Origin of the sequence: Rhizobium hidalgonense (assembly GCF_005862185.2) — a bacterium.
GTDB classification, from domain to species: domain Bacteria; phylum Pseudomonadota; class Alphaproteobacteria; order Rhizobiales; family Rhizobiaceae; genus Rhizobium; species Rhizobium hidalgonense.
Genome location: NZ_CP054027.1, coordinates 1511178 through 1537982 on the forward strand (window position 1 = coordinate 1511178; position 26805 = coordinate 1537982).

Annotated in this window: 22 protein-coding genes and 1 other RNA gene; 14 read left to right on the plus strand and 9 right to left on the minus strand. The window is 62.3% G+C overall.

The genetic code is table 11. The annotated features are described in order from the left end of the window. The first annotated feature begins 238 nt into the window (after positions 1-238). Complete coding sequence (locus FFM81_RS07100; RefSeq protein WP_097534130.1) at positions 239-1237, plus strand: flagellin N-terminal helical domain-containing protein; 999 nt, start codon at positions 239-241, stop codon at positions 1235-1237. A 243-nt stretch (positions 1238-1480) separates the two neighbouring features. Beyond that, a complete protein-coding gene (locus FFM81_RS07105; RefSeq protein WP_003564977.1) occupies positions 1481-2146 on the plus strand; it encodes a YiaD family glycine zipper/OmpA-like lipoprotein in 666 nt (221 codons plus the stop codon). 50 nt (positions 2147-2196) lie between these two features. Here the strand turns inward: FFM81_RS07105 and FFM81_RS07110 are convergent, their stop codons facing one another. Beyond that, positions 2197-2604, minus strand: coding sequence for a DUF2000 family protein (locus FFM81_RS07110; protein ID WP_003564974.1), 408 nt, complete (start codon positions 2602-2604; stop codon positions 2197-2199). Positions 2605-2644: 40 nt separating this feature from the next. On the opposite strand from FFM81_RS07110, the gene FFM81_RS07115 reads away from it, so the two are divergent. Continuing rightward, positions 2645-3556 (plus strand): AraC family transcriptional regulator, encoded by a 912-nt coding sequence (locus tag FFM81_RS07115; RefSeq protein ID WP_138385727.1) that lies wholly within the window; start codon positions 2645-2647, stop codon positions 3554-3556. Here the strand turns inward: FFM81_RS07115 and FFM81_RS07120 are convergent. After that, a complete protein-coding gene (locus FFM81_RS07120; RefSeq protein WP_138385728.1) occupies positions 3516-4610 on the minus strand; it encodes an AbrB family transcriptional regulator in 1095 nt (364 codons plus the stop codon). The genes FFM81_RS07115 and FFM81_RS07120 overlap by 41 nt on opposite strands. A gap of 249 nt (positions 4611-4859) precedes the next feature. Next, positions 4860-5762, minus strand: coding sequence for a LysR family transcriptional regulator (locus FFM81_RS07125; protein WP_138385729.1), 903 nt, complete (start codon positions 5760-5762; stop codon positions 4860-4862). Between the two features lie 92 nt (positions 5763-5854). Between FFM81_RS07125 and FFM81_RS07130 the strand changes: the two genes are divergently transcribed. From FFM81_RS07130 to FFM81_RS07140, 3 genes are all read left to right on the plus strand, one after another. Beyond that, the gene (locus FFM81_RS07130; RefSeq protein WP_138385730.1) at positions 5855-6889 is read left to right on the plus strand and encodes an aldo/keto reductase; all 1035 of its coding nucleotides are present in this window, start codon (positions 5855-5857) and stop codon (positions 6887-6889) included. Positions 6890-7099: 210 nt separating this feature from the next. After that, positions 7100-8512, plus strand: a complete 1413-nt coding sequence (locus tag FFM81_RS07135) for an FAD-binding oxidoreductase (RefSeq protein ID WP_003564966.1) — start codon at positions 7100-7102, stop codon at positions 8510-8512. 89 nt (positions 8513-8601) lie between these two features. Continuing rightward, a complete protein-coding gene (locus tag FFM81_RS07140; protein WP_003564965.1) occupies positions 8602-12306 on the plus strand; it encodes an AsmA family protein in 3705 nt (1234 codons plus the stop codon). Positions 12307-12406: 100 nt separating this feature from the next. Here the strand turns inward: FFM81_RS07140 and FFM81_RS07145 are convergent, their stop codons facing one another. The 4 genes from FFM81_RS07145 to ssrA form a co-directional block, all read right to left on the minus strand. Then, entirely contained in the window at positions 12407-12631 is a 225-nt protein-coding gene (locus tag FFM81_RS07145) for a ribbon-helix-helix domain-containing protein (RefSeq protein WP_003564964.1), read from the minus strand. Positions 12632-12771: 140 nt separating this feature from the next. Beyond that, positions 12772-12966 carry a DUF4169 family protein gene (locus FFM81_RS07150; protein WP_003564956.1) on the minus strand — a complete coding sequence of 65 codons (195 nt, stop codon included), beginning with the start codon at positions 12964-12966 and terminating at the stop codon, positions 12772-12774. A gap of 49 nt (positions 12967-13015) precedes the next feature. Continuing rightward, positions 13016-13531, minus strand: a complete 516-nt coding sequence (locus tag FFM81_RS07155; RefSeq protein WP_003564953.1) for an SspB family protein — start codon at positions 13529-13531, stop codon at positions 13016-13018. Between the two features lie 128 nt (positions 13532-13659). After that, positions 13660-14021: a transfer-messenger RNA gene (gene ssrA, locus FFM81_RS07160) on the minus strand. 111 nt (positions 14022-14132) lie between these two features. On the opposite strand from ssrA, the gene FFM81_RS07165 reads away from it, so the two are divergent. The 5 genes from FFM81_RS07165 to FFM81_RS07185 all read left to right on the plus strand — a co-directional run bounded on the left by FFM81_RS07165 (position 14133) and on the right by FFM81_RS07185 (position 19580). Continuing rightward, complete coding sequence (locus FFM81_RS07165; protein ID WP_138385731.1) at positions 14133-14927, plus strand: thymidylate synthase; 795 nt, start codon at positions 14133-14135, stop codon at positions 14925-14927. Between the two features lie 13 nt (positions 14928-14940). Beyond that, on the plus strand, positions 14941-15459 hold the full coding sequence (locus FFM81_RS07170; RefSeq protein WP_003564837.1) for a dihydrofolate reductase: 519 nt from the start codon (positions 14941-14943) through the stop codon (positions 15457-15459). A 149-nt stretch (positions 15460-15608) separates the two neighbouring features. Further along, positions 15609-16688, plus strand: coding sequence for an FtsH protease activity modulator HflK (gene hflK, locus FFM81_RS07175; RefSeq protein WP_138385732.1), 1080 nt, complete (start codon positions 15609-15611; stop codon positions 16686-16688). Positions 16689-16691: 3 nt separating this feature from the next. Further along, entirely contained in the window at positions 16692-17651 is a 960-nt protein-coding gene (hflC, locus tag FFM81_RS07180; protein ID WP_025416606.1) for a protease modulator HflC, read from the plus strand. A gap of 207 nt (positions 17652-17858) precedes the next feature. Continuing rightward, on the plus strand, positions 17859-19580 hold the full coding sequence (locus tag FFM81_RS07185; RefSeq protein ID WP_003564831.1) for a Do family serine endopeptidase: 1722 nt from the start codon (positions 17859-17861) through the stop codon (positions 19578-19580). A 303-nt stretch (positions 19581-19883) separates the two neighbouring features. On the opposite strand, the gene serB is transcribed toward FFM81_RS07185, so the two are convergent. Continuing rightward, a complete protein-coding gene (gene serB, locus FFM81_RS07190) occupies positions 19884-20774 on the minus strand; it encodes a phosphoserine phosphatase SerB (protein WP_003564829.1) in 891 nt (296 codons plus the stop codon). Here serB and miaA point away from each other — a divergent pair. Together miaA and FFM81_RS07200 are read left to right on the plus strand one after the other, a co-directional pair. Then, the gene (miaA, locus tag FFM81_RS07195; protein ID WP_025416605.1) at positions 20773-21669 is read left to right on the plus strand and encodes a tRNA (adenosine(37)-N6)-dimethylallyltransferase MiaA; all 897 of its coding nucleotides are present in this window, start codon (positions 20773-20775) and stop codon (positions 21667-21669) included. The genes serB and miaA overlap by 2 nt on opposite strands. An 83-nt stretch (positions 21670-21752) precedes the next feature. Next, positions 21753-22667 carry a dihydrodipicolinate synthase family protein gene (locus FFM81_RS07200; RefSeq protein WP_003564825.1) on the plus strand — a complete coding sequence of 305 codons (915 nt, stop codon included), beginning with the start codon at positions 21753-21755 and terminating at the stop codon, positions 22665-22667. On the opposite strand, the gene FFM81_RS07205 is transcribed toward FFM81_RS07200, so the two are convergent. Further along, positions 22652-24676: an ATP-binding protein gene (locus FFM81_RS07205; protein ID WP_003564823.1), complete on the minus strand. Its 2025-nt coding sequence runs from the start codon at positions 24674-24676 to the stop codon at positions 22652-22654. The genes FFM81_RS07200 and FFM81_RS07205 overlap by 16 nt on opposite strands. Before the next feature lie 324 nt (positions 24677-25000). Between FFM81_RS07205 and FFM81_RS07210 the strand changes: the two genes are divergently transcribed. Beyond that, a complete protein-coding gene (locus tag FFM81_RS07210; RefSeq protein ID WP_025416603.1) occupies positions 25001-26791 on the plus strand; it encodes an acetolactate synthase 3 large subunit in 1791 nt (596 codons plus the stop codon). The last annotated feature ends 14 nt before the right edge of the window (positions 26792-26805 follow it).

The window sequence follows — 26805 nt, forward strand, 5'->3', positions numbered from 1 at the left end:
CGGCGGCGTTTGTTATGATGTATGAAACCTTGTAAAATAAGATAAATTTCTTCTGAAGTTTAGCCGTTTGTTAAGCATAAACGGCAATGATCGTGGCCAGCAACCGGCTGGTCTTCTTCGTTTTCCTGAAGGCTGCAACGCGCTGGACTCCCAGCGACCCCGGACATGAATGTCCGCGCGGCAACGGTTCATTTCTTGTGCAGTTTGCGTCCTGTTTGCGTTTTGGAGTTTAGTTCCCGTGAGTATTTATCAGCGCGTCTCCGTGGACGCGGCGCTTCATGTGCTGCGCGATATCAACCGGAATATGACGGTCACGCAAAACCACATCACGACCGGCACGCGTGTCGCTAAAGCCGCCGACAACGGCGCCTATTGGTCGGTCGCCACCACCGCCCGCACCGACAACAAGGCTGTTTCGGCGATCCAGGATGCGCTCGGCATGGCGGCGGCGACGATGGGCACGGCCTATACCGGCGTCGAGAACGTCATCGACGTTGTCTCCGAGATCAAGGCCAAGCTGGTTGCCGCGACCGAAGACGGCATTGACAAGAACAAGGTCAACGAAGAGATCAAGCAGCTGCAGGAGCAGCTGCGCAGCGTTTCGGAATCGGCAACCTTCAACAGCGATAATTGGGTGATCCTCAACAACGACGCGACGCCGACGCAGCCGCGCCAGATCCCGGCCTCCTTCATCCGCAATGCCGACGGCACGGTCTCCGTGGGTATGCTGACCTACCATATCGACAATACGCCTGTGGGGGCGACGACCTCCAAGGACGCGCGTTATTTGATCGACGATCGCGCCACCGGTTCGGGGGAATACGGCGTACTGACATCGGCCCATTTCGCCACCGAGCTTGGCGCCTCGCAGAATTATGTGCTGATGGAAAGCAAGAATGGTACCACCACCGGGCAGGTAGTCATCTCGCTTTCGGCCGCCACGACGAAGGGACAGATCGGCGAAATGATCAGTGTCGTCGATGCGGCACTGACACAGCTGACGACGGTCGGCTCGGCCTTCGGCGCGCTGGAGAAACGCATCAACCTTCAGAACGATTTTGCCACCAAATTGCACGACAACAACACCGCCGGCATCGGCCGGCTCGTCGATGCCGACATGGAGGAAGAGTCGAGCAAGCTCAAGGCGTTGCAAACGCAGCAGCAGCTCGGCCTGCAATCTCTGAACATCGCCAATGCCACTTACGATACCGTACGGCAGCTGTTCCGGAATTTCTGAGTGGTGTGCCCTTACCAGCCTCGTGGCTGAGGGGGCCTTAGGCCTCCTCACCATGAGGGCTGACCGTCTTGCCTGCCGGCTGTAAGCTTAGTCGAGTTGCTAAAACTGGTGATATCAGCGCATCGCCGCAACACGGCTGCTGTTTTGGCGCCTGAAATTCCCTTATCAAGAGAGCATCTTCATTTTCTTGCCGCAATCCTTGCCATTTGCTCGCATCAGCTTCGAACGGAGACCATCCTGTCCATGATCAAGAAATTCCTACTTCTGGCTGTTGCAGCAAGCTATCTCAGCGCCTGCACCACCACCGACCCCTATACCGGCGAACAGAAGGTTTCCAATACGGCGGGTGGCGCGGCGCTTGGCGCGCTTGGCGGCGCTCTAGTCGGCGTGGCTGTCGGCGGCGGCGGCCACGGTAAGCGCAACGCGGCGCTGATCGGCGCCGGTGTCGGCGCGCTCGCCGGCGGCGCGATCGGCAATTACATGGACCAGCAGGAATCCGAGCTTCGCGCCCAGCTCGAAGGCACCGGCATTTCGGTAACCCGCAACGGCGACAACATCATCCTCAACATGCCGTCGAACATCACCTTCGACGTCGACCAGGACGCGGTGAAGCCGGGCTTCTATCCGACACTGAATTCGGTGGCGATCGTGCTGCGCAAATTCAATCGCACGCTGATCGACGTCAACGGCCACACGGATTCGACCGGCAGCCTGCAGCACAATCAGGACCTGTCGCAGCGCCGCGCGCTTTCTGTTGCCGATTATCTCGGCGGCCAGGGTATCGACCAGCGCCGCGTCTCCGCTGTCGGTTTCGGCCCGTCGCAGCCCGTCGCCTCCAACGCCAGCGAGGCCGGCCGCGCCCAGAACCGCCGCGTCGAGATCCAGATCGCGCCGATTACACAGGGCTGAGCCGGATTTTTCCGTCTTTGAAGCGGCCGGGCTATGCCCGGCCGTTTTTATTACTGCTGCATCGTCGCACCCTTGGTGATCTTGTCGACGATCTTTTTTTCGGCCCGTATTGCGATGCCGACCACCTTGGCATCGTCGGGCGTAAATTCGGCGAAGACGGCGCGGTTGGCGGCATCATGGCCAGTCGCAAACATCTCCTCGATGAAGAGAGAGGCGGTGACGTCACGTTCCAGCGCACGGCGATGGATGGTCGACATCGCCGCCTCGTCGGCCGAGAGTACGATGATCGGCTGGATCGACAGCGGATTATAGAGATTGCCGGCGCGGTCCTTGTAGGGCTCGCCGATGATTTCGGGATGCCCGCCGGCGATGCCGGTCATCAGGAAGGCGGTAACGTTCAGCTTCTGCCAGCCGGCAAGATTGTTTCGCAGTACGACGGCAATTTTGGTATCAAACATCTGACTGTCTTTCACCTCGGGTTATGGAGTATCGGGCGCATTGAGCCAGGATCTACATCCGCAGGCCTTCGAAGGTCTTGAACGTTTGTGCGCGGGACCGTCCGGCAACGCCATCCTGGCGGCTCCGGCCTTTCCCGGCATCGAGCGCATCGAGGCGCAGTTTTCAGGCAATGCCTTCGAGCCGCACCGCCACGACACCTATGCACTTGGCGTGACGCTGAAGGGCGTGCAGACTTTCCGCTATCGCGGCGAGCGACGTTTCAGCCTGCCGGGCCAAGTGATCGTGCTGCATCCCGATGAGGAGCATGACGGCGGGGCCGGGACCGAGGACGGCCTGCACTATCGCATGCTTTACCTGGAGCCGTCGCTGCTTCTCGAATGCCTGGAGGCCGATGGCGTCGGCCTGCCTTTCATCGGTGAACCCGTCATCGGCGATCCGGCGCTGGCGGGTGTGCTGCTTGCCGCACTCGGCGAACTCGATCGCGAGCTGGACGAGCTTTTCGTCGACGATTTCGTGTCGAGGGTGGCGGGCGGGCTGTCCAGGCATGCCCAGATGCCGCGCCGGCCGCTCGGAGCTGTCGCCTGGCGGCAGGCACGGGCGGCGCGGGATTATCTCGAGGCGCATGCGACCCGAGCGGTATGCTCAAGCGAGCTGGAAGCGGTGACGGGTCTCGACCGTTTCGCGCTGTCGCGGCATTTCCGGGTGGCCTTCGCCACCAGCCCGCACCGCTATCTCCTGATGCGGCGGCTGCAGCGGGCCCGCGCCATGATCGGCGCAGGAGAGGGGATTTCGGACGCGGCGGCGGCGACCGGCTTTGCCGACCAGAGCCACCTCAACCGGCATTTCAAGAAGGCCTATGGAATGACACCTGGGCAGTGGGCAACGCTCGCCCACAAGTCCGCCCCGCGCTTTATGCGGGATTTTCCGCAAGTCCGGACCGGCTGGCGATGAAGCGGGCCAGCATCGGGCCGATCATCAGGATCACCAGGAAACGGCCGGTCTGCATCGCCATCACGAAGGGCACGTCGACATCGCTGGAGGCGGCGATGATGGCGACGGAATCGGCGCCGCCGGGGCTGGTGGCGAGATAGGCCGTCAGTGGATCGATGCCGGCGAAGATATGGAGGGCGGCCGCCATGCAGCCGCAGAGCGCCATCAGCAGCACGATGCAGGCGGAGACCCGCGGCAGGGCGCGTGCCACATGCTCAAGAATCGAGCGGGTGAACCGCAGGCCGATGCTCCAGCCGACGAGCGCATAGGCGAGGGCGAGCAGCCACATCGGCAGCTCGATCTTCAAGAGACCGATGCCTTGCAGAAAGGCGCCGAGAAAGAGCGGCACGATGATCGTGCCGCCCTGGATGCGCATTCGGCGGACGCCATAGGTGCAAACGGCCGCAAAAGCCATCGTTGCCGCAAAGGCCATCCAGTCGACCGCGGGGAAGAGGATGAGCGGCGGCGGTTCGGCGCCGTCGGCCGCCACCCAAAGACGCGAGATCACCGAGGCGCCGACGGCAACGAAGACGACACGCAGATATTGCATGAAGGCGACGAGGCGGGCATCGGCGCCATAGGCTTCCGACATGATGACCATGGCGGAGGCGCCGCCGGGCGAAGAGCCCCAGACCGCGGTCGTGCCGGGTAGCACCTGCCAGCGTGTCAGCAGCCAGCCGAGGCCGGTGGCGATGGCGATGACCGAGAAGATGAACAGCAGGAAAAGCGGCGCGTCTTTTGCCATGGTGCCGAGTATGTCGGGAGTGATGGTGCGCGCCATCATCAGGCCGACGAGGATCTGGCCGAACTGCAGCGGCCAGAAGGGCACGCGGAGCTTTCCCTTGCCGACGGTAAGCGCCAGCAGGATCGCTGCCACCATCGGCCCGATCAGCAGCGAGGCGGGCAGGGCGAAGAGTTCGAGGAAGATGGTGAAGGCTGTGGAAAGCGCGAGTAGCAGCGCCCATTTCGACAGGCCGGCATCCCGCAACAGGCGGCGTGCGTCGCTGAATGGCATGAATCCCCGTATCTTTCCTGGCCGGTGCCAAGCCCTGAGGCTGAAGATGGGAGGAAGCTCCGGCATGACGAAGAGAGGCCGGCTGCAAGGACCGGCTGGCGCGGGTCTGGTATAGGTGGGTGAAAGGCGCGCGGTCAATTGCGAAATCTGGCTTCTCGCCGACCGCGGGGATGCCAAACTGATTCATCCGGCCGCTTCAAGTTATTGTTTTTCCAAGTCGTCGCTTGAGAGCGGTTTGGGCGAAATTTATCAGAGGCGCACATGGCCGGCGAGAAAATCGAGCAGGGCGCGCACGCGCGTCGGCAGCGGGCCGCCCTGGCCCATATAGACGGCGTAGAATTCTTCGAGATCGCCGGGATTGGCCGCATCGAGCACTGGCGTCAATCGCCCGGCGTCGATATCGGCGCGCACGGTGAAGGCGGTCAGCCGCGCAAGGCCGGCGCCGGATAATGCCAGATACCGCATGGCTTCGCCGTCCCCGACCTGGACGCCAGGGGTGATCGGGATCGTTACCGTTTCGCCGTCCTCGCGCAGCGGCCAGCCCTCGACGGCCCGGGCATAGGAAAAGCCGATGCGGCAATGGCGGTGGAGATCGGCGACGCTGCGCGGTTCACCGTGATGCTTTAGATAATCCGGCGAGGCGACGATGATTTTGCCGGTGGCGCCGAGCTTGCGGGCGATTAGGCTGGAATTCTTCAAGGGGCCGGCGCGGATCGCGACGTCGGCGCGCTCCTCCATCAGATCGACGATTCTGTCGGTATGGGAAATATCCAGCGTGACGGCGGGATGAAGCGCCATGAAGGCCGGCACTAGCGGCGCCAGCACATGATTGCCGAAGGAGCCGCTGGTGTTGATGCGGATGCGGCCCGAGGCTTGCTCGCCGGTGGAAGCCTGGCGTTCGGCCTCGGTGATATCGGCAAGGATCGCGATGCTGCGCTCATAGAAGGCGCAGCCTTCCGGCGTCAGTTGCAGCTTCCGCGTCGAGCGATTGACAAGGCGGGCGCCGAGGCGTGTCTCCAGCCGGGCGACGAGCTTGCTGACGGCCGACGGCGTCATGCGTCGCGCCGTAGCGGCCGCGGAAAAACCGCCGCGCTCGACGACGCTGACGAAGACTTCCATTTCGCCGGAGCGATTGATGTCCTGACGGCTCACGATGAATTCATGTCACAGATGATTTGCTTTAAGGCAATCTATATCACCGAACGGGCTGGGTCTATCTCTTAGGAAACAAAGGAGACAAGTCCATGGAATACAGGAATCTCGGCGCATCCGGCCTCAAGGTGCCGGCCTTGAGCTTCGGCGCCGGCACATTCGGCGGCAGCGGCCCGCTGTTCGGGGCCTGGGGCACTACCGATGCGGAAGAGGCCCGTCGGCTCGTCGACATCTGCCTCGAAGCCGGCGTCAATCTGTTCGACACGGCCGACGTCTATTCGGCCGGTGCTTCCGAAAACGTGCTCGGCCAGGCGATCCGCGGCCGGCGCGATGCCGTGCTGATCTCGACGAAGACGGCACTGCCGATGGGGCAAGGGCCGCAGGACTGGGGGACGTCGCGGGCGCGGCTGATCCGCGCGACGGAAGATGCGCTGCGCCGGCTCGGCACCGACTACATCGACCTTTTGCAGCTTCACGCTTTCGATGCCTCGACGTCGGTGGAAGAAGTGCTATCGACGCTCGACGGGCTCGTTGCGGCAGGCAAGATCCGCTATGTCGGCGTTTCCAATTTTGCCGGCTGGGAGCTGATGAAATCGCTCGCAGCCGCCGAGCGCCACGGCCATCCGCATTATGTCGCCCATCAGGTTTATTATTCGCTGGCGGGGCGCGATTACGAATGGGAGCTCATGCCGCTCGGCGCCGACCAGGGTGTCGGCGCCCTGGTCTGGAGCCCGCTTGCCTGGGGACGGCTGACCGGCAAGATCCGCCGCGGAGAGCCGCTGCCTAAGGCAAGCCGGCTGCACGACACGGCACAATACGGCCCGCCCGTCGACGACGAAAAGCTGTTCGACATCGTCGAGGAGCTGGATGGCATTGCGCAGGATACAGGCCGGACGGTGCCGCAGATCGCGATCAACTGGCTCCTTGGCCGACCGACGGTATCGAGTGTCATCATCGGCGCCCGCAACGAGGAGCAACTCAGGCAGAACCTCGGCGCGGTCGGCTGGAGCCTCTCGAAGGAGCAAGTCGAAAGGCTCGACGCCGTCAGCGCCGTGACGGCGCCCTATCCCTATTTCCCCTATCGGCGGCAGGAGGGTTTTGCGCGGCTCAACCCACCGATCGTCTAGGCGCAGGACGGGCGTATAAGAAAAGGGGAATGAAATCTTCTGCCATTCTTAACTGGACAGCCGCTTTGACTTGCCGCATACCCAGCCTGCTGCATAATTCCTTAAATCGAAATCGATTTAAGGATGAAATTATGCAGCAATTTGAAAGTTCTACAGCGTCCATTGCGCGTCTGAAGAGACGCGCGGCGCTGTAGCAGGGAGATCAAAGGGATGGCGCTGAAGGACGCGAAAGCCGGCACACGCAACGAGGCGGGGATATCAGCCGTGCTCGGCATTCTCAAGCAGAGCTTCGGCGAGCGCTTTCAGACCGGCCGATCCTTCCGCGAACAGCATGCCCACACGACGACCTACATCCCGCCGCAACTGCCGGACGGCGTACTGTTCGCCGAAAGCGCCGAGGACGTGAAGGCGGCGGTCCGGGCGTGTGCGACCCATAAGGCGCCGGTGATCGGTTTCGGCGTCGGTACCTCGCTGGAGGGCCAGGTCAATGCCGCCAATGGCGGTATTTCGATCGATTTCAGCCGCATGAATCGGGTGCTCGAGGTCAATCCCGAGGATCTCGACTGCACCGTCGAGCCGGGTGTGACGCGCGAGGCGCTGAACATCCATCTGCGCGATACCGGCCTGTTTTTCCCGATCGATCCCGGCGCCAATGCCTCGATCGGCGGCATGGCCTCGACGCGGGCCTCCGGCACCAATGCCGTGCGCTATGGGACGATGAAGGACAATGTCCTTGCCGTCACCGCCGTCACCGCGAATGGCGAGGAGATCCGCACGGCCCGGCGCGCCCGCAAATCTTCCGCCGGCTACGATCTCACGCGACTCTTCGTCGGCGCCGAGGGCACGCTCGGCATCCTGACCTCGGTGACGCTGCGCCTGCAGGCGATCCCGCAGAAGATCGCCGGCGGCGCCTGCGCCTTTCCGAGCGTGAAGGCTGCCTGCGATGCCGTCATCATGACGATCCAGATGGGCATTCCGGTGGCGCGCATCGAACTGCTCGATACGATGCAGATGCGGGCCTGCAATGCCTATTCCAAGCTTTCCTATGCCGAAAGCCCAACGCTCTTCCTCGAATTCCATGGTACCGACGAGACGGTGCCGCTGCAATCGGCAGCCTTTGGCGAGATCGCGGCGGAATGCGGCGGGGGCGAATTCCTGTGGACCGCCAATGCCGAGGAACGGACGAAGCTCTGGAAGGCGCGCCACGATGCCTATTGGTCGGCAAGGGCGCTGGCGCCCGGGCTTGCCGCACTTTCGACCGATGTTTGTGTTCCGATATCGCGGCTTGCCGATTGTGTTTCCGAAACGCAGGCCGATATCGAGGCCCATGGACTGCTCGGCCCGATCGTCGGCCATGCCGGCGACGGGAACTTCCATGTGCTGCTGCTGTTCGATGACAAAAGCGCCGAAGACATCGCCAAGGCCGAGAGTTTCGTGCAGCGGCTCAATCGGCGGGCGCTCGACATGGACGGCACATGCACCGGTGAACACGGGATCGGGCAGGGTAAGATGGCGTTCCTCGAGCAGGAGCTGGGAGGCACGGTGGATTTGATGCGACAGGTGAAACAGGCGCTCGATCCGGACAATATCTTCAATCCCGGCAAGATTTTTCACCATGGCTGAAAACGGAATACTCTCATGAACTTGGGCCTTGCCCCCGATATGAATAGCGCTAGTGTCAGCAAGATATTCCCGAATGGAGAATCCTTGCATTGGTAGGCCGGTTCCTCGTCTTTCTGGGGGGAGTGATCGTCGTAGTGCTGTTTGTGGCGCTGCTTGCGCCGCTGTTCATCGACTGGACGGATTTCCGCAAGAATTTCGAGGATCAGGCAAGCCGCATCATCGGCAAGAAAGTCACCGTCTACGGCACGGTGGATGCACGACTCCTGCCGTTTCCGTCGGTCACGCTGCATGACGTGCGCGTCGGCCAGGAAGCTGACGGCACGCCGATCGTCAAGGTCGAGCAGTTCTCCATGGATGCGGAGCTTGCGCCTTTCCTGTCGGGCGAGGCGCTGATCTTCGACATGCGCGTCGTCAATCCGAAGGTGCGTCTGAGATTGCTCAAGGACGGCACGCTCGACTGGATGCGCGGCAGCCGCGCCGAAATACCGGCGAAAAACGTCGTTCTCGAAAACGTGCATGTCAATGGCGGCGAAGTCGAGTTCATCGACGACCAGTCCGGCCGCTCCCGTCGCATCACCGGCCTCAACGCGGAAATGTCGGCCAAGTCGCTGGCCGGTCCGTGGCGCATCGAAGGCGATGCGGCGCTTGACGGCGAGCACGGCAGCTTTTTGATCTCGAGCAGTCAGCCGGACGAAAAGGGCGTGCTGCGCATGCGCACAAAGCTTTCGCCGGACAGTCACCCCGTCAGCATCGATCTCGATGGTGAACTGAAGCTCGTCGACAGCAAGCCGAACTATCAGGGGCAGCTTTCGGCGGCGATCGAAAACCGCAACAGCGCCAAACCCGCCAACAAGAAGGAGCAGCCGCCACGCGTCAAGGGCCGCTTCGAGCTCACCAATGAACGCATCCGTATTCCCGAATACCGGATGGAGATCGGGCCGACGGACGACCCCTACGTCATATCGGGCGAGGCGACGCTCGATACCGGCAATGCGCCGGAATTCCTGTTGACAGCCGACGGGCAGCAGATCGACGTCAACCGCATCGGCAATCAGGGCGCGGCCGGCAAGACGACGCGCGATGCGGCGGTTTCGGCGCGCCAGCGACTGAACTCGCTGATCGATGTCATCGGGCAGGTGCCGATCCCGCAGGTGCCGGGCAAGGCAAGTGTCAAGCTGCCGGCGATCGTCGCCGGCGATACGACGCTGCGCGACGTGCAACTGGAGCTCGAACCGGCCGGCACCGGCTGGATGATCGACAGCGCCACCGGCACGCTGCCGGGGCGTACGCAGGTGGAAGGCAAAGGCAAACTCCTGCTTCAGGGCGAGGCCTCGTTCAATGGCCAGATCGTGGTCGCCTCCAGCCAGCCGACGGGGCTTGCCTCCTGGCTTGCCGGCTCGGTCGATCCGGCCATCCGGCAATTACGACAGGCGGGCTTTTCCGCCAATGTCAGCCTGACGCACGAGTTGCAGCGTTTCGAAAATCTTGAGATTGCCATCGGACCGGCGACCCTGAAGGGCAGGCTGGAGCGGCAGGCGATCGAGGGTAAGACGCCGACCCTGTCGGTGGCGCTGAACGGCGATACGCTGGATCTCGACGCGCTGCAGGCGCTGAGCGGGCTCATGACCGGCCAGGATGCCGGTGACAATGTGCTCGACCACAGGATCGCCGCCCAGCTCAAAGCCGACAAGTTCACCGCCTTCGGCGTCGAGGCCGAGAATGTCGATACCACCTTCACGATTGCCGACGGGGCACTGGCCGTCGACAGGCTGGCGATCAAGAATATCGCAGGCGCCGAACTGACGGCGACCGGCAAGGCGGAAGGCTCGCTACTCGATTACAAGGGTGCGGGCGAGATCACCTTCAAATCGGCCGATCCCGGCGGCTTTTTCACCATGCTGCGCGAGCATCTGCCGCATCACCCGGTGCTCGACCGGTTGGTGCGCAATGCCGGCTGGTACGGCAATACGGCGCTGCGCGGCGCGTTGACGCTGGGCGGCGATGAGGGGAATGCGTTGACGGTGACGCTTGCCGGCGTGTCCAACGGCAGCCGCGTCAATCTCGACTACCGCATGTCCGATCTCCTGGCGCTGACTGGCAACGGTACGACGAGCCTCGAGGCGACGCTCGAAAATGCTGTGCCGTCGGTCCTGTTCGGCCAGGCCGGGCTCGACCCGCTGCCGGTCGATGTCGGCGCCAACGGCCGCCTGACGCTGAAGGTCAAGGCATCGGGCAATGATCCCGCCGACGCTGCACTGACCTTTGCGACCGACCGGACCTCGTTCACCGCTAACGGCAAGGTCGATGTCCGGCCGGAGACTTTCATGAACGGCAAGATCGCACTCTCGCTCGACAGCGCCGATCTCGACCCCTATCTCATCATGAACGGGATCGCCCTGCCGCAGACGGGAGCCGGGCTGCCGTTCGGCCTGCAGGTCGATGCCGATGTCGATAGCGACAAGATCGTCCTTTCCGATCTCAAGGGGCATGCGGCCGACAACGAGTTTTCAGGCGCGCTGAGCTTCGACCGGAAGGCTGTGAAGACGACGGCTAACGGAGAGCTGACGTTCTCCAAGGCCGATGCCGGCTGGCTTGGCGAGGCGGTGTTCGGTCAGATCGTCGATCCCGCCAGTGGCGCGCTGACGACGGCGCCGCTCGGGCTGCCCGTCTTCAAGGATCTCGACGTCAAGGTCAAGCTGACGGCCAAGCAGTTCTGGCCCGGTCTGCCGGAAACGGCGGTCACCGACTTCACCAGCAACGTCGCCTACAAGGGCGACGAGCTGCAGCTCAACGACATGGCCGGCAACTGGGACGGCGGAAAGCTCTCCGGCAATCTACTGTTCACCAATGCCGACGGCACCGGTTTCCTGCAGACGAAGCTCGCGCTTGCCGATTCCGATCTTGCCGGCGTCGTCTGGCTGCGCGACGGCGCGCCGATCGCCAATGGCAAATTCGGATTGTCGCTGTCGATGGAAGCCTCGGGCAAGACGATCGCCGAGATCGCCAGTTCGCTGAACGGTTCGGGGGATCTGAGGCTCGGCGATACCAGCATACGCGGGCTGAACCTTTCCATCCTTCCGCCGCTGCTTGCCGCGACCGATACGATGCAGGAGCAGATCAATGCCGGCAAGGTGCATCCGATCGTCGAGACCCTGCTCAGCAACGGCGAGGCGAAGCTGCCGCCGCTCGGCATCCCCTTCAATATCACCGACGGGACGCTGCGCGTGCAGAATGTCACCATCGCCAACGATCTCGCCCGCATCACCGCCGATGCGCAGATCGCGCTGCCGGAGGAACGGATCAGCGCGACGCTGGGGGTTGGGCTCAATCCAGGCGCAGAAGCGCTTTCCGGCGCCGAGCCGGCGCTCAGGCTGAATTTTTCCGGCATGCTGCCGTCGCCCGGCAAGACGATGGATGTGACCGATATCACCAGCTATCTGTCGTTGCGCGCCTTCGAGCGCGAGCGCCGCCGCGTCGAGCGGCTGCAGGCAATTGTGCTCGAAAAGCAGCGGCTGCGCCGCGAGGCGGCGCTCTACCGGTTCAACGACGCCCAGCGCATCAAGGCGGCCGAAATCGAGCAACAACGGCAGGCGGAGGAAGAGCGGCTGCGCGCGTTGGCGCAGGCAGCCGCCGCGCAGAAGGCTGCTGCCGAGGCGGAGGCTGCACGCGCGGCGGAAGCCAAAGCCAAGGCGGATGAGCAGGCGAGGGCTGCCGCCGAGGCGGAAGCAGCGCGACGCAGCGGACCGCCCGGTTCGCTCAATTTCGACCAGGTGCCGGGCGTCCAGGCGCAATAGCGGATCGAGTTTAACCCTCCGGGCCGCTAGCCGCTTGGTTCGCTGACCTCCTGCTCCCAAAGTGCCGCGTGTTTCGAGCGACATGGGAGCAGTCCCCGCGTTACGGCTGGGGGTTGGCGGCGGCCTTCGCCCAGGCCAGCACGTGGAGCCGCAGCGCCGAGGACAGATTGCTGTCCGGCGGCCGACGGTCATCGATTTCGGAAATCAGCGCGGCGAGCGGCATCGAACGACTGGCGGCGATCGTCTTCAGCTCGGTCCAGAATTCATCCTCCAGCGAAAAACTGGTGCGATGGCCGTGCAATGTCGCCGAATGCTTGCGGATCATGAAGCGGCTTCACACCTTGATTGGTTGGCAGATCGATTCAAGGAAGCCGCGCAAGTGGCTGATCTCTATGGCTGTCGCCTGAAAGCGTGCAGAGGCCACGACAGGAACCATTCCGGCTGTTCAAGCTTTGCTTGAAAGCTTCACGCGCCGTCATCATCGGTCTCAAGCCGGCCGTCGCGATGGGCCTTGTCGGCCTTTTCGTTCAGGCTGCGGGTGAGTTGTTTTTCCGCCTTGGTGCGGCCGAAGGAAATGCGATTCTGTTCGGCCTGCGCCTCCTTTTCGGAGCGGGCTTGCTTCTTGCGGAATTGGCGCAGATTGACGATCTCGGCACTCATTTCGGGGCCAGAATCCTTATGAAAAAGGGAGGCTTTGCCTCCCTTCAAATCACTGCTTCTTGCGGAAGGAGTCGAGCGAGACGACGGAGCCCGGCTTTTTCTCTTCGCCATCGGCAGGTTTTGCACCGGCGGCCTCATCCGGCTTTCCAGCCGCGTCGACAGGGTAGGCGGTAATTTCTCCGGACGGCAGTTCCTCGCCATCGGCGAGCGGCACGTCGAATTCGAGCTCGAAATTGACGGAGGGATCGTAAAAGCCGCGGATCGCATTGAACGGGATGACCAGCTTTTCGGGAACGTCGGAGAAGGAAAGGCCGATCTCGAAATGCGTCTCGGTGATCTTCAGGTCCCAGAACTGGTGCTGGATGACGATGGTCATCTGCTCGGGATATTTCGATTTCAGGTGCTGGGAGATGCGCACGCCGGCAGCACCGGTGAGGAAGGTGATGAAGAAGTGATGGTCGCCGGGCAGGCGGCCCGTCGCTCCGACTTCCGCCAAAACTTTGCGAATGACGCCGCGAAGTGCATCCTGTGCCAGAATGTCGTAGCGGATATGGTCCTGCCCCATGCTTTTCCTGTCTTTCGTCGGTTCGGAAGTCTTTTCACAAGGTTATATGCCACGTCCGGGCGCCTTGGGAAAGGCCGGAGCCGAGTCACGTTTTTCAACAGCATACATGATTTCGGCGGCAGGGAGAAGGTGAAGGCTTCTGTTGCCAGGTGCCTTCGGACCCCGCCTAGAGGTGCGAACCACTAGGGCTTGATTTGAAGTGTCACACTGCGATTAAGCAGCGAGACGAGCTTCCGCATAGTTGTCGTTTGCAACTACAATTTTAGCCCGATAACGGCGGTACAATGCCGAGCAAAAAGACGATCTTTACACCCTTGTCGATCCTGTTTCGCCCCCATCAAAAGCCGGCCTTCAGACCGCCGGTTTTTGGTGGAGGCGCCGGGTACCGCCCCCGGGTCCAATAGGTTTATTACACCGCTCATTTATCGCCATAGCCAGCCCGAAAGCCGGCAAGGCTGATATAGTGGTTTCCTCAGCCCAAGGAAAGAGCAAACGTCATAAAAGCGTTATGCGCCCCATCAGAAACATTGGGAAAATGCTTGCCGGTGATTGGTTTCCTGCTGCCAGGAGCTTAAATTGGGCGAAACGGAATCAGCGCGCCATGAAGCAATATCTCGATCTGCTTAGCCATGTAATGGAAAAGGGCTCCGACCGGGGCGACCGCACCGGCACCGGCACGCGATCAGTGTTCGGTTATCAGATGCGTTTCGACCTCGAAGGGGGCTTTCCGGTACTCACCACCAAGAAGCTGCATCTGCGCTCGATCATTCACGAGCTTTTATGGTTCTTGAAGGGCGAGACGAATATCCGCTATCTCAAGGAGAACGGCGTATCGATCTGGGACGAATGGGCCGACGAAAACGGCGAGCTCGGGCCGGTTTACGGGGCCCAGTGGCGCTCCTGGCCGGCGCCCGACGGCAGCCATATCGACCAGATCGCCAATCTCGTCAAAGGCATCGTCCACAACCCGAATTCGCGCCGCCACATCGTCTCTGCCTGGAACCCGGCCGAAGTGGACCAGATGGCGCTGCCGCCCTGCCATTGCCTGTTCCAGTTCTACGTGGCCGATGGCAAGCTTTCCTGCCAGCTCTACCAGCGCTCGGCCGACATCTTCCTCGGCGTGCCCTTCAACATCGCCTCCTATGCGCTTCTGACGATGATGGTGGCTCAGGTGACAGGGTTGAAACCCGGCGATTTCGTCCACACGCTGGGCGACGCCCATCTCTATCACAACCATTTCGACCAGGCGAAGCTGCAATTGGCGCGCCGACCGAAGCCACTGCCCTTCATGCGCATCAACCCCGATGTGAAGGATATCTTCGGGTTCACCTTCGACGATTTCGAGCTGATCGGCTACGAGGCGGATGCCAGCATCAAGGCGCCGATCGCCGTCTGATCCGGGATATTCCATGGCCGACATTCTGAAGACCATCATCGTCGCCGTTGCCCGTAACGGCATCATCGGCCGCGACGGCGATATGCCCTGGCGGCTGTCGAGCGATCTCAAGCGCTTCAAGGCGCTGACATTGGGCAAGCCCGTGGTGATGGGCCGCAAAACCTACGACTCAATCGGCAAGCCGCTGCCGGGGCGGCCGAATGTCGTAATCTCCAGGCAGGCGACGATAGACCATCCAGATGTGCAGACGGCACATTCGCTGTCCGAGGCGATGACGGCGGCCGAAAAGCTTGCGCGCGAAAGCGGCGCCGACGAGATTTGTATTATCGGCGGCGGGCAGGTCTACGCCCAGGCAATCGGCCATGCCGACCGGATGTGCATTACCCATGTCGAGGCCGATCTCGCCGGGGATGCGTCGTTTCCTGCGATCGATGCCGATATCTGGCAGGCCGGGGAGGCGATCGCGGTTCCTGCCGGCGAGAAGGATACATATCCCACGCACTTCGTTGTCTATGAACGCCGACGCGCCTGAAAATGAACTATTTTCCAATTAAATTGACCAAGTTTCTCACGTTGCGTTGAAAGCCGATGCGGCGATACCTATAACGGTCACCAACGCACCCGCCGGTCAGCCCCCACGGTTCCGGATGCGTGGAAGACTTAACGAACAACGAGGTTTTGATGCCCTGGAGCAATCAGAATGGCGGCGGCGGCCCTTGGGGCGGCGGCGGCGGTAATAATCAGGGACCATGGGGCCAGGGGCCGAACCGCCCGCGTGGCGGCGGCAAGGGCGGACCGCCCGATCTGGAAGACATTATCCGGCGCGGACAGGACCAGCTGCGCAATATCGTGCCCGGCGGTTTCAACGGCGGCGTGGCGGTGATCGTCGCGGCGGTCGTTGCCGTCTTCTGGCTGATCCAGTGCGTCTACGTGGTGCAGCCGGACGAACGCGGCGTCGAATTGCGGTTCGGCAAACCGAAGGAAGAGATTTCGATGCCCGGCCTGCATTTCCATTTCTGGCCGATGGAAAGCGTCGAGACGGTCAAGGTGACCGTGCAACAGCTGAACATCGGGGCGACCTCGGCATCGTCTTCGAACGGGTTGATGCTGTCCAGCGACAAGAGCGTCATCAACGTGCAGTTCGCAGTCTTCTACACGGTCAGTGATCCGATGGCTTATCTCTTCAACGTCGAAAATCCGGCAGAGACCCTGCAGCAGGTTTCCGACAGCGCGATGCGCGAAATCGTCGGGCGTCGTCCGGCCCAGGATGCCTTCCGCAGCAATCGTCAGCCGATCGAAGTGGATGTGCTGAATATCGTGCAGGATACGATGAACCGCTATGGCGCCGGCGTGACCGTGACCGGCGTGACGATCCAGAACGTGGCGCCGCCGCGCGAAGTCGCCGATGCCTTCGAAGAAGTACAGCGTGCCGGCCGCGACCGCGACAGCACGATCGAAGACGCCAACCGCTACACGAACCAGAAGCTCGGCCAGGCGCGAGGCGATGCGGCGCGAATTCGTGAAGATGCAGCCGCCTACAAGAACCGTGTCGTGAAGGAGGCCGAAGGTGAGGCACAGCGCTTCAGCGCGATCAACGACGAATATTCGAAGGCTCCCGAAGTGACCCGCAAGCGGCTGTTCATCGAAACGATGGAACAGGTACTAAAGAGCTCGAAGAAGGTCATCATCGACGAGAAGCAGGGTGTGTTGCCTTATCTGCCGCTCAATGAGCTCAGCAAGCCGGCTCAGCAGGGAGGTTGAACCATGACATCGAACAGACTTCCCATCATTCTCCTGATCGTCGCCATCGTGCTGGTCGGGCTCTATTCGTCGATCTTCGTGGTGAATGCACGCGAGCAGGCGATCGTCGTCCGCTTCGGCCAGATTCAGTCGGTCAAGACCGAGCCCGGCATCTATTTCAAGCTGCCCTTCGGCTTCATGGATGCCGACCGCGTCCAGCTGGTCGAAAAACAGGCGCTGAGGCTCGATCTCGACAATATCCGCGTTCAGGTTCAGGACGGCCAGACCTTCGACGTCGATGCCTTCGTGATCTACAACATCTCGGATGTTCGCCGCTTCCGCGAAACGGTCTCGGGCGATCGCGAGGCTGCGGAAGCGCGGCTGAGGGCGCAGCTCGATTCATCGCTTCGCCGCGTCTACGGTCTGCGCGACTATAATGCAGCGCTCTCGGAAGAGCGTGTCGCGATGATGCTGGAGATCCGGGACGACCTGCGCACGGATGCCGAAAATCTCGGCCTGCATATCGACGATGTTCGCATCCGCCGCACCGACCTTTCTCCCGAGGTAGCGCCCAACACTTACAACGCCATGCGCTCGGAACGCCTGGCCGAAGCCGAGCGCATCCGCGCGGAGGGCAATGAAGAAGGCCAGCGGCGCCGGGCCGTCGCCGACCGCCAGGTCGTCGAGTTTACCGCGGGTGCCCAGCGCGACGCGGAAATCCTGCGCGGTCAAGGCGATGCGGAACGCAACCGTGTCTTCGCGGACGCCTTCAGCAAGGATCCGGCTTTCTTCGAGTTCTATCGCTCGATGGCCGCCTACTCCTCAGCGCTATCATCGCAGGACACGACGCTGGTGTTGTCGCCGAATACGGAATTCTTCCGTTATTTCGACAATGCCGCCGGCACCCTGAAAGCGCCGACAAATCCGGCTGCGGCAGCTCCCGGCGCGGCTGCTCCGCCAGCACCCCCCCAGCCGGCGAACTAACGGCAAGGGGCGCCACCCGCATCCCCGACGATTCCGAAGGGCCGGCCCGAGAGCCGGCCCTTTTTTCGTGGAATGATTGAGACAATCGGGTTTTTGCGAGGCGACGTCACATTGCACGGGGATTTCGCGAAAAGGTGATTTCGCCCTCCATCATTCCGCCTTATGCTGGTGCTCAATGTGCGCATTTACCCCCTATGAGGATGCTTAATGGCCCCCACGAATCGCTCGCCCTTCAGACGAACGCTCGCGCTTATGGCCAGCGCTGCAATTCTTGCGCATGCCGGCATGAATGGGGTGGCCTATGGGCAAATCGCGCCTGAGACGACAGCGCCCGGCGTTGCTACACCCGCTCCGGCTACTCCTGTGCCCACGCCGCCTGCAACAGCTGCACCACAGCCGGCCCCCTCAATTCAGGCCGGTGCGCCGAACAACGGTCCGGCTTCGGTCGCCGATCTCGCCGAAGGGCTGCTCGACGCCGTGGTCAACATCTCGACCTCGCAGAACGTGAAGGACGACGAGGGCGTCGGCCCGGCGCCGCGCGCGCCCGACGGCTCGCCTTTCCAGGAATTCTTCAACGACTTCTTCGACAAGAAGCAGGGCAACAAGGGCGGCAACCATAATGTCAGCTCGCTCGGCTCTGGCTTCGTCATTGATCCCACAGGCTATATCGTCACCAACAACCACGTGATCGAGGGCGCCGACGATATTGAAGTCAACTTCGCCAATGGTTCGAAGCTCAAGGCGAAGTTGATCGGCACGGATACCAAGACCGATCTTTCGGTGTTGAAGGTCGAGCCAAAGTCGCCGCTGAAATCGGTGAAATTCGGCGATTCCAGCACAATGCGCATCGGCGACTGGGTGATGGCGATCGGCAATCCCTTCGGCTTCGGCGGTTCGGTGACGGTCGGCATCATTTCCGGGCGCGGCCGCAATATCAATGCCGGCCCCTATGACAACTTCATCCAGACGGATGCGGCGATCAACAAAGGCAATTCCGGCGGGCCGCTCTTCAACATGAAGGGTGAGGTGATCGGCATCAATACGGCGATCATTTCGCCGAGCGGCGGTTCGATCGGCATCGGCTTTTCCGTACCCTCCGAACTTGCCTCCGGCGTCGTCGATCAATTGCGCGAATATGGTGAGACGCGGCGCGGTTGGCTCGGCGTGCGCATCCAGCCGGTCACCGACGATATTGCCGACAGCCTCGGCCTCGACACCGCCAAGGGTGCGCTGGTCGCCGGCGTCATCAAGGGCGGCCCGGTCGATGATGGCTCGATCAAAGCGGGCGACGTCATTTTGAAGTTCGACGGCAAGACCGTCAGCGAAATGCGCGACCTGCCGCGCGTCGTGGCGGAAAGCACGGTCGGCAAGGAAGTCGACGTGGTGGTGCTGCGCGACGGCAAGGAGCAGACCGTCAAGGTGAAGCTCGGCCGGCTCGAGGACAGCGATCAGGCGGCAGCATCCGGCGACGCGGCGCCAGACGGTTCGCAGGATGACGGTGTGATTACCCCGGATCCCGGCGAAAATAATGACATGGACGAGCCGGATTCCGGCGATCAGGCCCAGCCCGCACCGGGGGCGCCCGCGCCGGACCAACACCAGGGCCAGGTGTCACCGGATGCGGCCACGCCGAAGAACGTGCTCGGCCTGTCGCTGTCGCTTTTGAGCGCCGAAACGCGCAAGGCTTTCGGCATTGCGGAAAGCGTCGACGGTGTCGTCGTGACGGAGGTGACGCCCGGCTCCGCTTCGGCCGAAAAGGGTCTGAAGCCCGGCGACGTGATCGTCGAGGTGGCTCAGGAGTTCATGAAGTCGCCGGACGCGGTCGCCGCCAAGGTGAAGTCGCTGAAGCAGGAAGGCCGCCGCAACGCCCAACTGATGATCGCATCGGCGAATGGCGATCTGCGGTTTGTGGCGGTGCCGATGGAATAGGAGGTAGGGCGGCAACTAGCCGCCGCCTTCCTGTTCTCGCTCAACCTCTCCTCCGTCATTCCTGCGCTTGTCACAGGAAGCCAGCCACAGCGAGTCCGCGCGGTGAACGAGTTTCGAGAGCTACCGGATCTTCTCCGCCCAAGGACTTGGGCGCGCTGGATCTCTGTGACGAGCACAGGGATGAGGAGATTGGGGCGAGCGTTTGCGCCATATTTCATGCCGACGCATTCGACAGTGTGCCGGTGGACCGCAATCGACCGGGTTTCTGATTTAGTAACCGCGCAGAGATGATGAGCGGAGCTTTCAAAGTGTCACAAAATCCGTCTTCCGATAGCCCTGGATATAGAGCAGCGCGGTGAGATCTCCGTGGTTGATGCGCATCTGCGCCTCGGCGGCAACGGCGGGCTTGGCGTGCAGGGCGACGCCGGCGCCGGCAAGGTGCAGCATGCCGAGGTCGTTGGCGCCGTCGCCGACGGCGATCGCGTCTTCAGGCGAAATGCCGAGGTGAGCCGAAATCTCGTTCAGCGCATCGACCTTGGCCTGCTTGCCAAGGATCGGTTCGGCGACGAAGCCGGAGAGGATGCCGCCATCTTCGAGCAGGGTGTTGGCGCGGTTCTCATCGAAACCGAGGGTGGCGGCGATGCGGCTGGTGAAGACGGTGAAGCCGCCGGAGACCAGGGCGGTATAATGACCTTTCGATTTCATGGTGGCGATCAGTTCCGGGCCGCCCGGTGTCAGCGTGATGCGCTTGGCGATCACTTCATCGACGACGGATATCGGCAAGCCCTTCAAGAGGGCGACACGTTCGCGCAAAGCGGGCTCGAAAGCGATCTCGCCGTTCATGGCGCGGGCGGTAATGGTCGCGACCTTCTCCTTCAGGCCGACTTCGGCGGCCAGTTCGTCGATGCATTCCTGGCCAATCATGGTCGAATCCATGTCGGCGATCAGCAGCTTCTTGCGGCGGGTCTCCTGCTCCTGGATGACGAGGTCGATCGGCGCGCTCGCTATGACGGCAAGAATATTGGCCTCGGCCGCTTGCGCATCCGTGCCGTCACGCAAGGCGATATCGCAGGCGATACCGTCGGCCAGCCAGTAGAGGCCGGAAGCGTCGACCGCCTCGGCCGCCTGTTCGGCGATCTTGGGTGTCAGCACGGGATTTGACGGATTGGCAACAAGCGTGGCAACGAGGGCCATGATGGAAAACCTTCTGAGCACAGTGAACGCGATCCTGATAACCGGGCCGACCGCCAGCGGCAAGTCCGCGCTCGCCGTCGAATTGGCCAAGCGCCACGATGGCGTGGTCGTCAACGCCGATAGCATGCAGGTCTACGGTACGCTGCGGGTGCTGACCGCGCGCCCGTCGAAAGACGAGATGCAGGGTGTGCCGCATCATCTCTACGGCCATGTGCCGGCGGGTGCGGCCTATTCCACCGGCGCTTGGCTGCGCGATGTCTCGGCGCTCTTGCCGACGCTGAGGGCGGCCGGACAGTTGCCGGTCTTCGTCGGCGGCACCGGGCTTTATTTCAAGGCGCTGACTGGCGGTCTCTCCGATATGCCCGAGATACCGGAGGCGCTGCGGGAGGAGCTGCGGACCCGGCTGCTGGAGGAGCGGCCGGAGGGTCTCCATGCGGAACTCGCCGAGGCTGATCCCGCCATGGCGGCCAGTCTCAACCGCCAGGACGGGCAGCGCATCGTCCGGGCGCTTGAAGTGGTGAAGGCGACGGGACGGTCGATCGCCGATTTCCAGGGCCGGTCGGGACCGGTGGTGATCGACGGTGCTGAGGCCCGCAAGATCGTCGTGCTGCCGGACCGGGCAGTGCTGCATCAGCGCATCAATGGGCGATTCGAACAGATGCTGCAGCAGGGCGCGGAAGACGAGGTGAGGGCGCTGCTTGCGCTCGACCTGCCGGCCACGGCGCCGGTTATGAAGGCGATCGGGGTATCGCAGATTGCGGCGATGCTGAATGGCGGGATAACGCGCGACGAGGTGCTGGAGAAGGGTGCTGCGGCGACGCGGCAATATGCCAAGCGGCAAATGACATGGTTCCGCAACCAAATGGACGACAGCTGGGAACGGCTGGCGGTTTAGAATGAGGAGCGCCGCGCCCCCGCTTTCCGGCGCCGGATCGCGCCTGCTGTTTTCACATTGACTGCCTTTCAGAGGACCACATCATGACTTCAGCTTCGCCGTTTCATGGTCTTTCAGCCTTTCCGCCAACGCCGGCCGATATGGATGGCCGCGTGGACACCGATTCCCTCTGCCGTCTGCTGGAACCGCTGTGTGACGCCGGCGTCGCCTCCATAGGCCTTCTCGGCAGCACCGGGATCTACGCCTTTCTCACGCAAGCGGAGCGACTGCGCGCCGTTCAAGCTGCGGTCGAATGCGTTAGAGGTCGTGTTCCCATCGTCGTCGGCGTCGGAGCTCTCAGGACGGACCATGCCGTCGATCTCGCCAGGGATGCCGCGACCGCTGGTGCAGACGCGCTTCTGCTTGCGCCCGTGTCCTATACGCCGCTGACCCAGGAAGAAGCCTACCAGCACTTCCTTGCGGTCACCAAGGCGGTGACGCTGCCGCTTTGTATCTACAACAATCCCGGTACGACGCATTTCACCTTCAGCCGGGACCTTCTGCAGCGTCTCTCCGATATCGAGACGATCAAGGCGGTGAAGATGCCCTTGCCGGCCGACGGCGATGTGCGGGGGGAACTCGCGGTATTACGTGAGAAGTCCGGTCTCGCGATCGGCTATAGCGGCGACTGGGGCGCGGCCGAAGCGCTGCTTTCGGGCGCCGACGCCTGGTACAGCGTCATCGCCGGTCTGCTGCCGCGTACTGCCCTTGCCTTGACCAAGGCGGCGATTGCAGGCGACGACAATGAGACGCGCAGGCTCGATGGGCTGCTGGAGCCGCTTTGGAAGTTGTTCAAGGAATTCGGAAGCGTCCGTGTGGTCTATACGCTGGTCGAGTACCTTTTGCTGGCCGCAGCAGAGCTGCCGCGGCCTCTCTTGCCGCTTGGGCCGACGGAGCGGCAACGCGTACTCGACGTCGCCGAGCCGCTCGCAGCTCTGGAGCGTCAATCCTTGGTGTAAAGGCCGCTCAGCGGTTTTTTCAGAATGCTTTCGCGCAGCGACGTGCCGGGCTCCCTGCGGGTGACCGCGGGCTGGTCGGCTGGAGGTGCGGGCCGGGGAAAGACCGGCTCTTCGCGGCGCATCTCGCGGCGGAGCGCGTCCAGCCGGGGATCGATCGCTGGCGGTGCGGCGGGGTCGAGCCGCGGCGTCTGCGGCAGCAGTTCCCGCCGGTAGGATTCGAGCGGCGCGGCCGACGGGGCAGGCGGAGTGTAGGGCTTGGCGTCGATATCCTCGTCGGCCGCCTCAACCTCGTCGGGGACTGCGGCGGACGCAGCGTAACTCTGCTGGAAATTCGAAATGTCGGGCCCGACGCTCACCGCGCGCATGCGGGTGACGATCTTGCGCAGATCGACCGTATCCGGATCTTCCTCGCTGTGCTTGCTGTTGGCGCTGGCAGCCTTCGGCAGGAGGCTTTCGTCGACGCGGGAAAAGCGCATGCGCATTGGCACACTGATTGCCTCGCCGAAGGCAATCGCCTCGCCGTTGCCGATCGAGGAGATGAAGCTCGTCGTCGAGATCGACGAATTCGGGATCGCCGAGCGGATGATTTCCTGGTCGCGGTCGTTGGCGAGGCGCATGGCAAAGAGCGTCGAGCACTGCGAAAGGATCGTCTGATCGAGTTCGCCCGGCCGCTGGGTGATGATCCCGAGCGAGACGCCGTATTTGCGGCCCTCCTTGGCGATGCGGGCGATCGCCTGGCGCGTCGGCACGAAGCCGAGCGTTGGATCGGAGGGGATGTAGCGGTGAGCTTCCTCGCAGACGACGAGCATGTGGATGGCGCCTTCGCTCCACAGCGCCACCTCGAAGGCCATGCGGCAGAGCACGGAGGCGACGGAGTTGACCACCTCGGAGGGAATGCCGGCCAGTTGGAAGGTGCAGATCGGCCGATTCTCGCCGGGAATGCGGAAGATCTGCGCGATCGTCTCGGTGATCGTGTCGCTGATCGTGTTGTTGGAGAACATGAAGTGATAGCGCGGATCGTTGATCGCTGCGATGAGGCGCATCTTCAGCGAGCGCAGGAAGGGTTTTTCCGAGCGCCCCTCCAGGCGGCCGATGCGCTCGTCAATCAGCGCCAGCAGATCGGCCATGCGGTAGGGAACCGGCGTATCCGCGGTGATCGAGCTCTTTTCCGTCGTGCGACGCACCAGCGAATTGTCGCTGCCGCGGAAGGCGCGTTTGGCCTCCGGCAAGATATCGCGCAGCATGTCGAGCTCTTCCGGCACCGGAGGGCGGCCGCGAAAGACGACTTCGGCGAATTCTTCCAGCCGCATCAGCCAGAAGGGCAGGTCGAGTGTATCGGTGTCGATCGTGACGGCGTGCTTTGGAAATGCGGCGGCAAATTCGTTATGCGGATCGAGGATCAGCACCCGCAGCTTTGGGTTGGCCGCGATCGCCTTGTGCAGCAGCAGCGACACGGCCGTCGATTTGCCGACGCCGGTGGAGCCGACGACGGCGAAATGCTTGGAGAGCATCGAGGGGATGTGGATCGCCGCGTCGATGCTTTCGTCCTGGGTCAGCTTGCCGATGATGGCGGTCGTACCCTCGCCGGCATCGTAGATGCGCATCAGGTCGGCGGAGCGGATGCGGTGGGCGATGGCGCCGAGATAGGGATAGCGCGAAATGCCGGTGGAGAATTCCTCACGCCCGTCCTCATCGACACGGACTTCGCCGAGCAGTTCGGTCTCGATCTTGAAATTGTTGTCCTGGCCTTCGCCCCAGGCATGGCCGCCGGTGTTCATCTGATAGACGAGGGCAACGACACGGTTGCGGCCGACGCTGATCGAAATCAGCCGGCCGACGGACCAAAGTTCGGTGAGATCGGTGCCGCCTTGTTCGGCGACGGCGGCAATCGTTGCCCGCGAGCCGCTGCACGCAACGACGCGGCCGAGAAAGCGATTTCCCGGCGCATGGCCATCGCGGCGATCGTGATCGCCTGCCGTGGCTGACATGCGCAAGTCGTTGTTGAGCAAAGGGCTACTCCTTGCAATGGGGCCTAAGGATAAAGCCCATCCTTTAACAAATCCTTCATCCTATCGATTTGTCGGGACGCCAGCGGGGGGTAGTTTTTTATCGCGTCATGCGTTGACGCTGCGAAATTTTCTGTCTATCACTTCCGACCATGAAAATCGCAACGGCTCTTATCGTGGTGGGAAAGCGCATGGGCAGGATGGTGTAACCATCCGGCGGTAGCCACCCATGCGCTAGATGACAGGCTCCTTCGGGGCCTTTTTTTATGCCCGAAATTCGGGCTTCCGGCCACAAACGCAAATCCCAGCATCAAACGGAACAGACAGATGAGCACGGACAACCAGGCGGCAGGCAATCGGATGACGGGAGCGGAGATCGTTCTCAAGGCGCTGAAGGACAATGGCGTCGAACATATCTTCGGCTATCCCGGCGGCGCGGTCCTGCCGATCTATGACGAGATCTTCCAGCAAGACGAGGTCAAGCACATCCTCGTCCGCCACGAGCAGGGGGCAGGCCACGCGGCCGAAGGTTATGCCCGCTCCACCGGCAAGGTCGGCGTCATGCTGGTCACCTCGGGTCCGGGCGCTACCAATGCGGTCACCCCGTTGCAGGATGCGCTGATGGATTCGGTCCCGCTCGTCTGCCTGACCGGTCAGGTCCCGACCCCGCTGATCGGCTCCGACGCCTTCCAGGAATGCGATACGGTCGGCATCACCCGGCCCTGCACCAAGCACAACTGGCTGGTCAAGGACGTCAACCAGCTCGCCGCCGTCATTCACGAGGCCTTCCGCATCGCCCAGTCCGGCCGTCCGGGCCCGGTGGTCGTCGATATTCCGAAAGACGTACAGTTTGCCACCGGCACCTACACACCGCCCGCGGATTACACGATTCAGAAGAGCTATCAGCCGAAGATCCAGGGCGACCTCAACCAGATCCATGCGGCGATCGAACTGATGGCGAATGCGCGCCGTCCGATCATCTACTCCGGCGGCGGCGTCATCAATTCCGGCCCCGAGGCCTCCAAGCTGCTGCGCGAGCTGGTCGAGCTCACCGATTTCCCGATCACCTCGACGCTGATGGGCCTCGGCGCTTATCCTGCTTCGGGCAAGAACTGGCTGAAAATGCTCGGCATGCACGGCTCTTACGAAGCCAACATGGCGATGCACGACTGCGATGTCATGGTTTGCATCGGCGCGCGCTTCGACGACCGCATCACCGGCCGCCTCAACGCCTTTTCGCCGAACTCGAAGAAGATCCATATCGACATCGATCCTTCCTCGATCAACAAGAACGTCCGCGTCGATATCGGCATCCGCGGGGATGTCGGCCAAGTTCTCGAAGATATGGTTCGCTTGTGGCGGGCGCTGCCGAAGAAACCGGAGAAGGGTCGTATCGAGGAATGGTGGACCGATATCGCCCGCTGGCGGGCGCGTAACTCCTTCGCCTATACGAAAAGCAGCGATGTCATCATGCCGCAATATGCGCTGGAGCGGCTCTATGCCCACACTAAGGACCGCGATACCTACATCACCACCGAAGTCGGCCAGCACCAGATGTGGGCGGCGCAGTTCTTCGGGTTCGAGCAGCCGAACCGTTGGATGACCTCGGGCGGCCTCGGCACGATGGGCTACGGCCTGCCCGCTGCACTCGGCGTGCAGATCGCCCATCCCGAAAGCCTGGTCATCGATATTGCCGGCGACGCGTCGATCCAGATGTGCATCCAGGAAATGTCGGCAGCGATCCAGCACGACGCGCCGATCAAGATCTTCATCATGAACAACCAATATATGGGCATGGTGCGCCAGTGGCAGCAACTGCTGCACGGCAACCGTCTGTCGAACTCCTATACCGAGGCGATGCCCGATTTCGTCAAGCTGGCGGAAGCCTATGGTGCCGTCGGCCTGCGCTGTGAAAAGCCGGAGCATCTCGACGACACGATTCTGGAGATGATCGAAGTCAGAAAGCCGGTCATTTTCGATTGCCGTGTTGCCAATCTCGCCAATTGCTTCCCGATGATTCCCTCGGGCAAGGCCCATAACGAAATGCTGCTGCCGGACGAAGCCACCGACGAAGCGGTCGCCAATGCGATCGACGCCAAGGGCCGCGCGCTCGTCTGATAAAGGAAAGAACC

Bases quoted from the DNA above. Each gene is read 5' to 3' on its own strand.
- FFM81_RS07105 (WP_003564977.1), top strand. From the start codon at position 1,481: ATGATCAAGAAATTCCTACTTCTGGCTGTTGCAGCAAGCTATCTCAGC.
- FFM81_RS07110 (WP_003564974.1), bottom strand. From the start codon at position 2,604: ATGTTTGATACCAAAATTGCCGTCGTACTGCGAAACAATCTTGCCGGC.
- FFM81_RS07120 (WP_138385728.1), bottom strand. From the start codon at position 4,610: ATGCCATTCAGCGACGCACGCCGCCTGTTGCGGGATGCCGGCCTGTCG.
- FFM81_RS07130 (WP_138385730.1), top strand. From the start codon at position 5,855: ATGGAATACAGGAATCTCGGCGCATCCGGCCTCAAGGTGCCGGCCTTG.
- FFM81_RS07135 (WP_003564966.1), top strand. From the start codon at position 7,100: ATGGCGCTGAAGGACGCGAAAGCCGGCACACGCAACGAGGCGGGGATA.
- FFM81_RS07145 (WP_003564964.1), bottom strand. From the start codon at position 12,631: ATGATCCGCAAGCATTCGGCGACATTGCACGGCCATCGCACCAGTTTT.
- FFM81_RS07150 (WP_003564956.1), bottom strand. From the start codon at position 12,966: ATGAGTGCCGAGATCGTCAATCTGCGCCAATTCCGCAAGAAGCAAGCC.
- FFM81_RS07155 (WP_003564953.1), bottom strand. From the start codon at position 13,531: ATGGGGCAGGACCATATCCGCTACGACATTCTGGCACAGGATGCACTT.
- FFM81_RS07165 (WP_138385731.1), top strand. From the start codon at position 14,133: ATGAAGCAATATCTCGATCTGCTTAGCCATGTAATGGAAAAGGGCTCC.
- FFM81_RS07170 (WP_003564837.1), top strand. From the start codon at position 14,941: ATGGCCGACATTCTGAAGACCATCATCGTCGCCGTTGCCCGTAACGGC.
- hflK (WP_138385732.1), top strand. From the start codon at position 15,609: ATGCCCTGGAGCAATCAGAATGGCGGCGGCGGCCCTTGGGGCGGCGGC.
- hflC (WP_025416606.1), top strand. From the start codon at position 16,692: ATGACATCGAACAGACTTCCCATCATTCTCCTGATCGTCGCCATCGTG.
- FFM81_RS07185 (WP_003564831.1), top strand. From the start codon at position 17,859: ATGGCCCCCACGAATCGCTCGCCCTTCAGACGAACGCTCGCGCTTATG.
- miaA (WP_025416605.1), top strand. From the start codon at position 20,773: ATGATGGAAAACCTTCTGAGCACAGTGAACGCGATCCTGATAACCGGG.
- serB (WP_003564829.1), bottom strand. From the start codon at position 20,774: ATGGCCCTCGTTGCCACGCTTGTTGCCAATCCGTCAAATCCCGTGCTG.
- FFM81_RS07200 (WP_003564825.1), top strand. From the start codon at position 21,753: ATGACTTCAGCTTCGCCGTTTCATGGTCTTTCAGCCTTTCCGCCAACG.
- FFM81_RS07210 (WP_025416603.1), top strand. From the start codon at position 25,001: ATGAGCACGGACAACCAGGCGGCAGGCAATCGGATGACGGGAGCGGAG.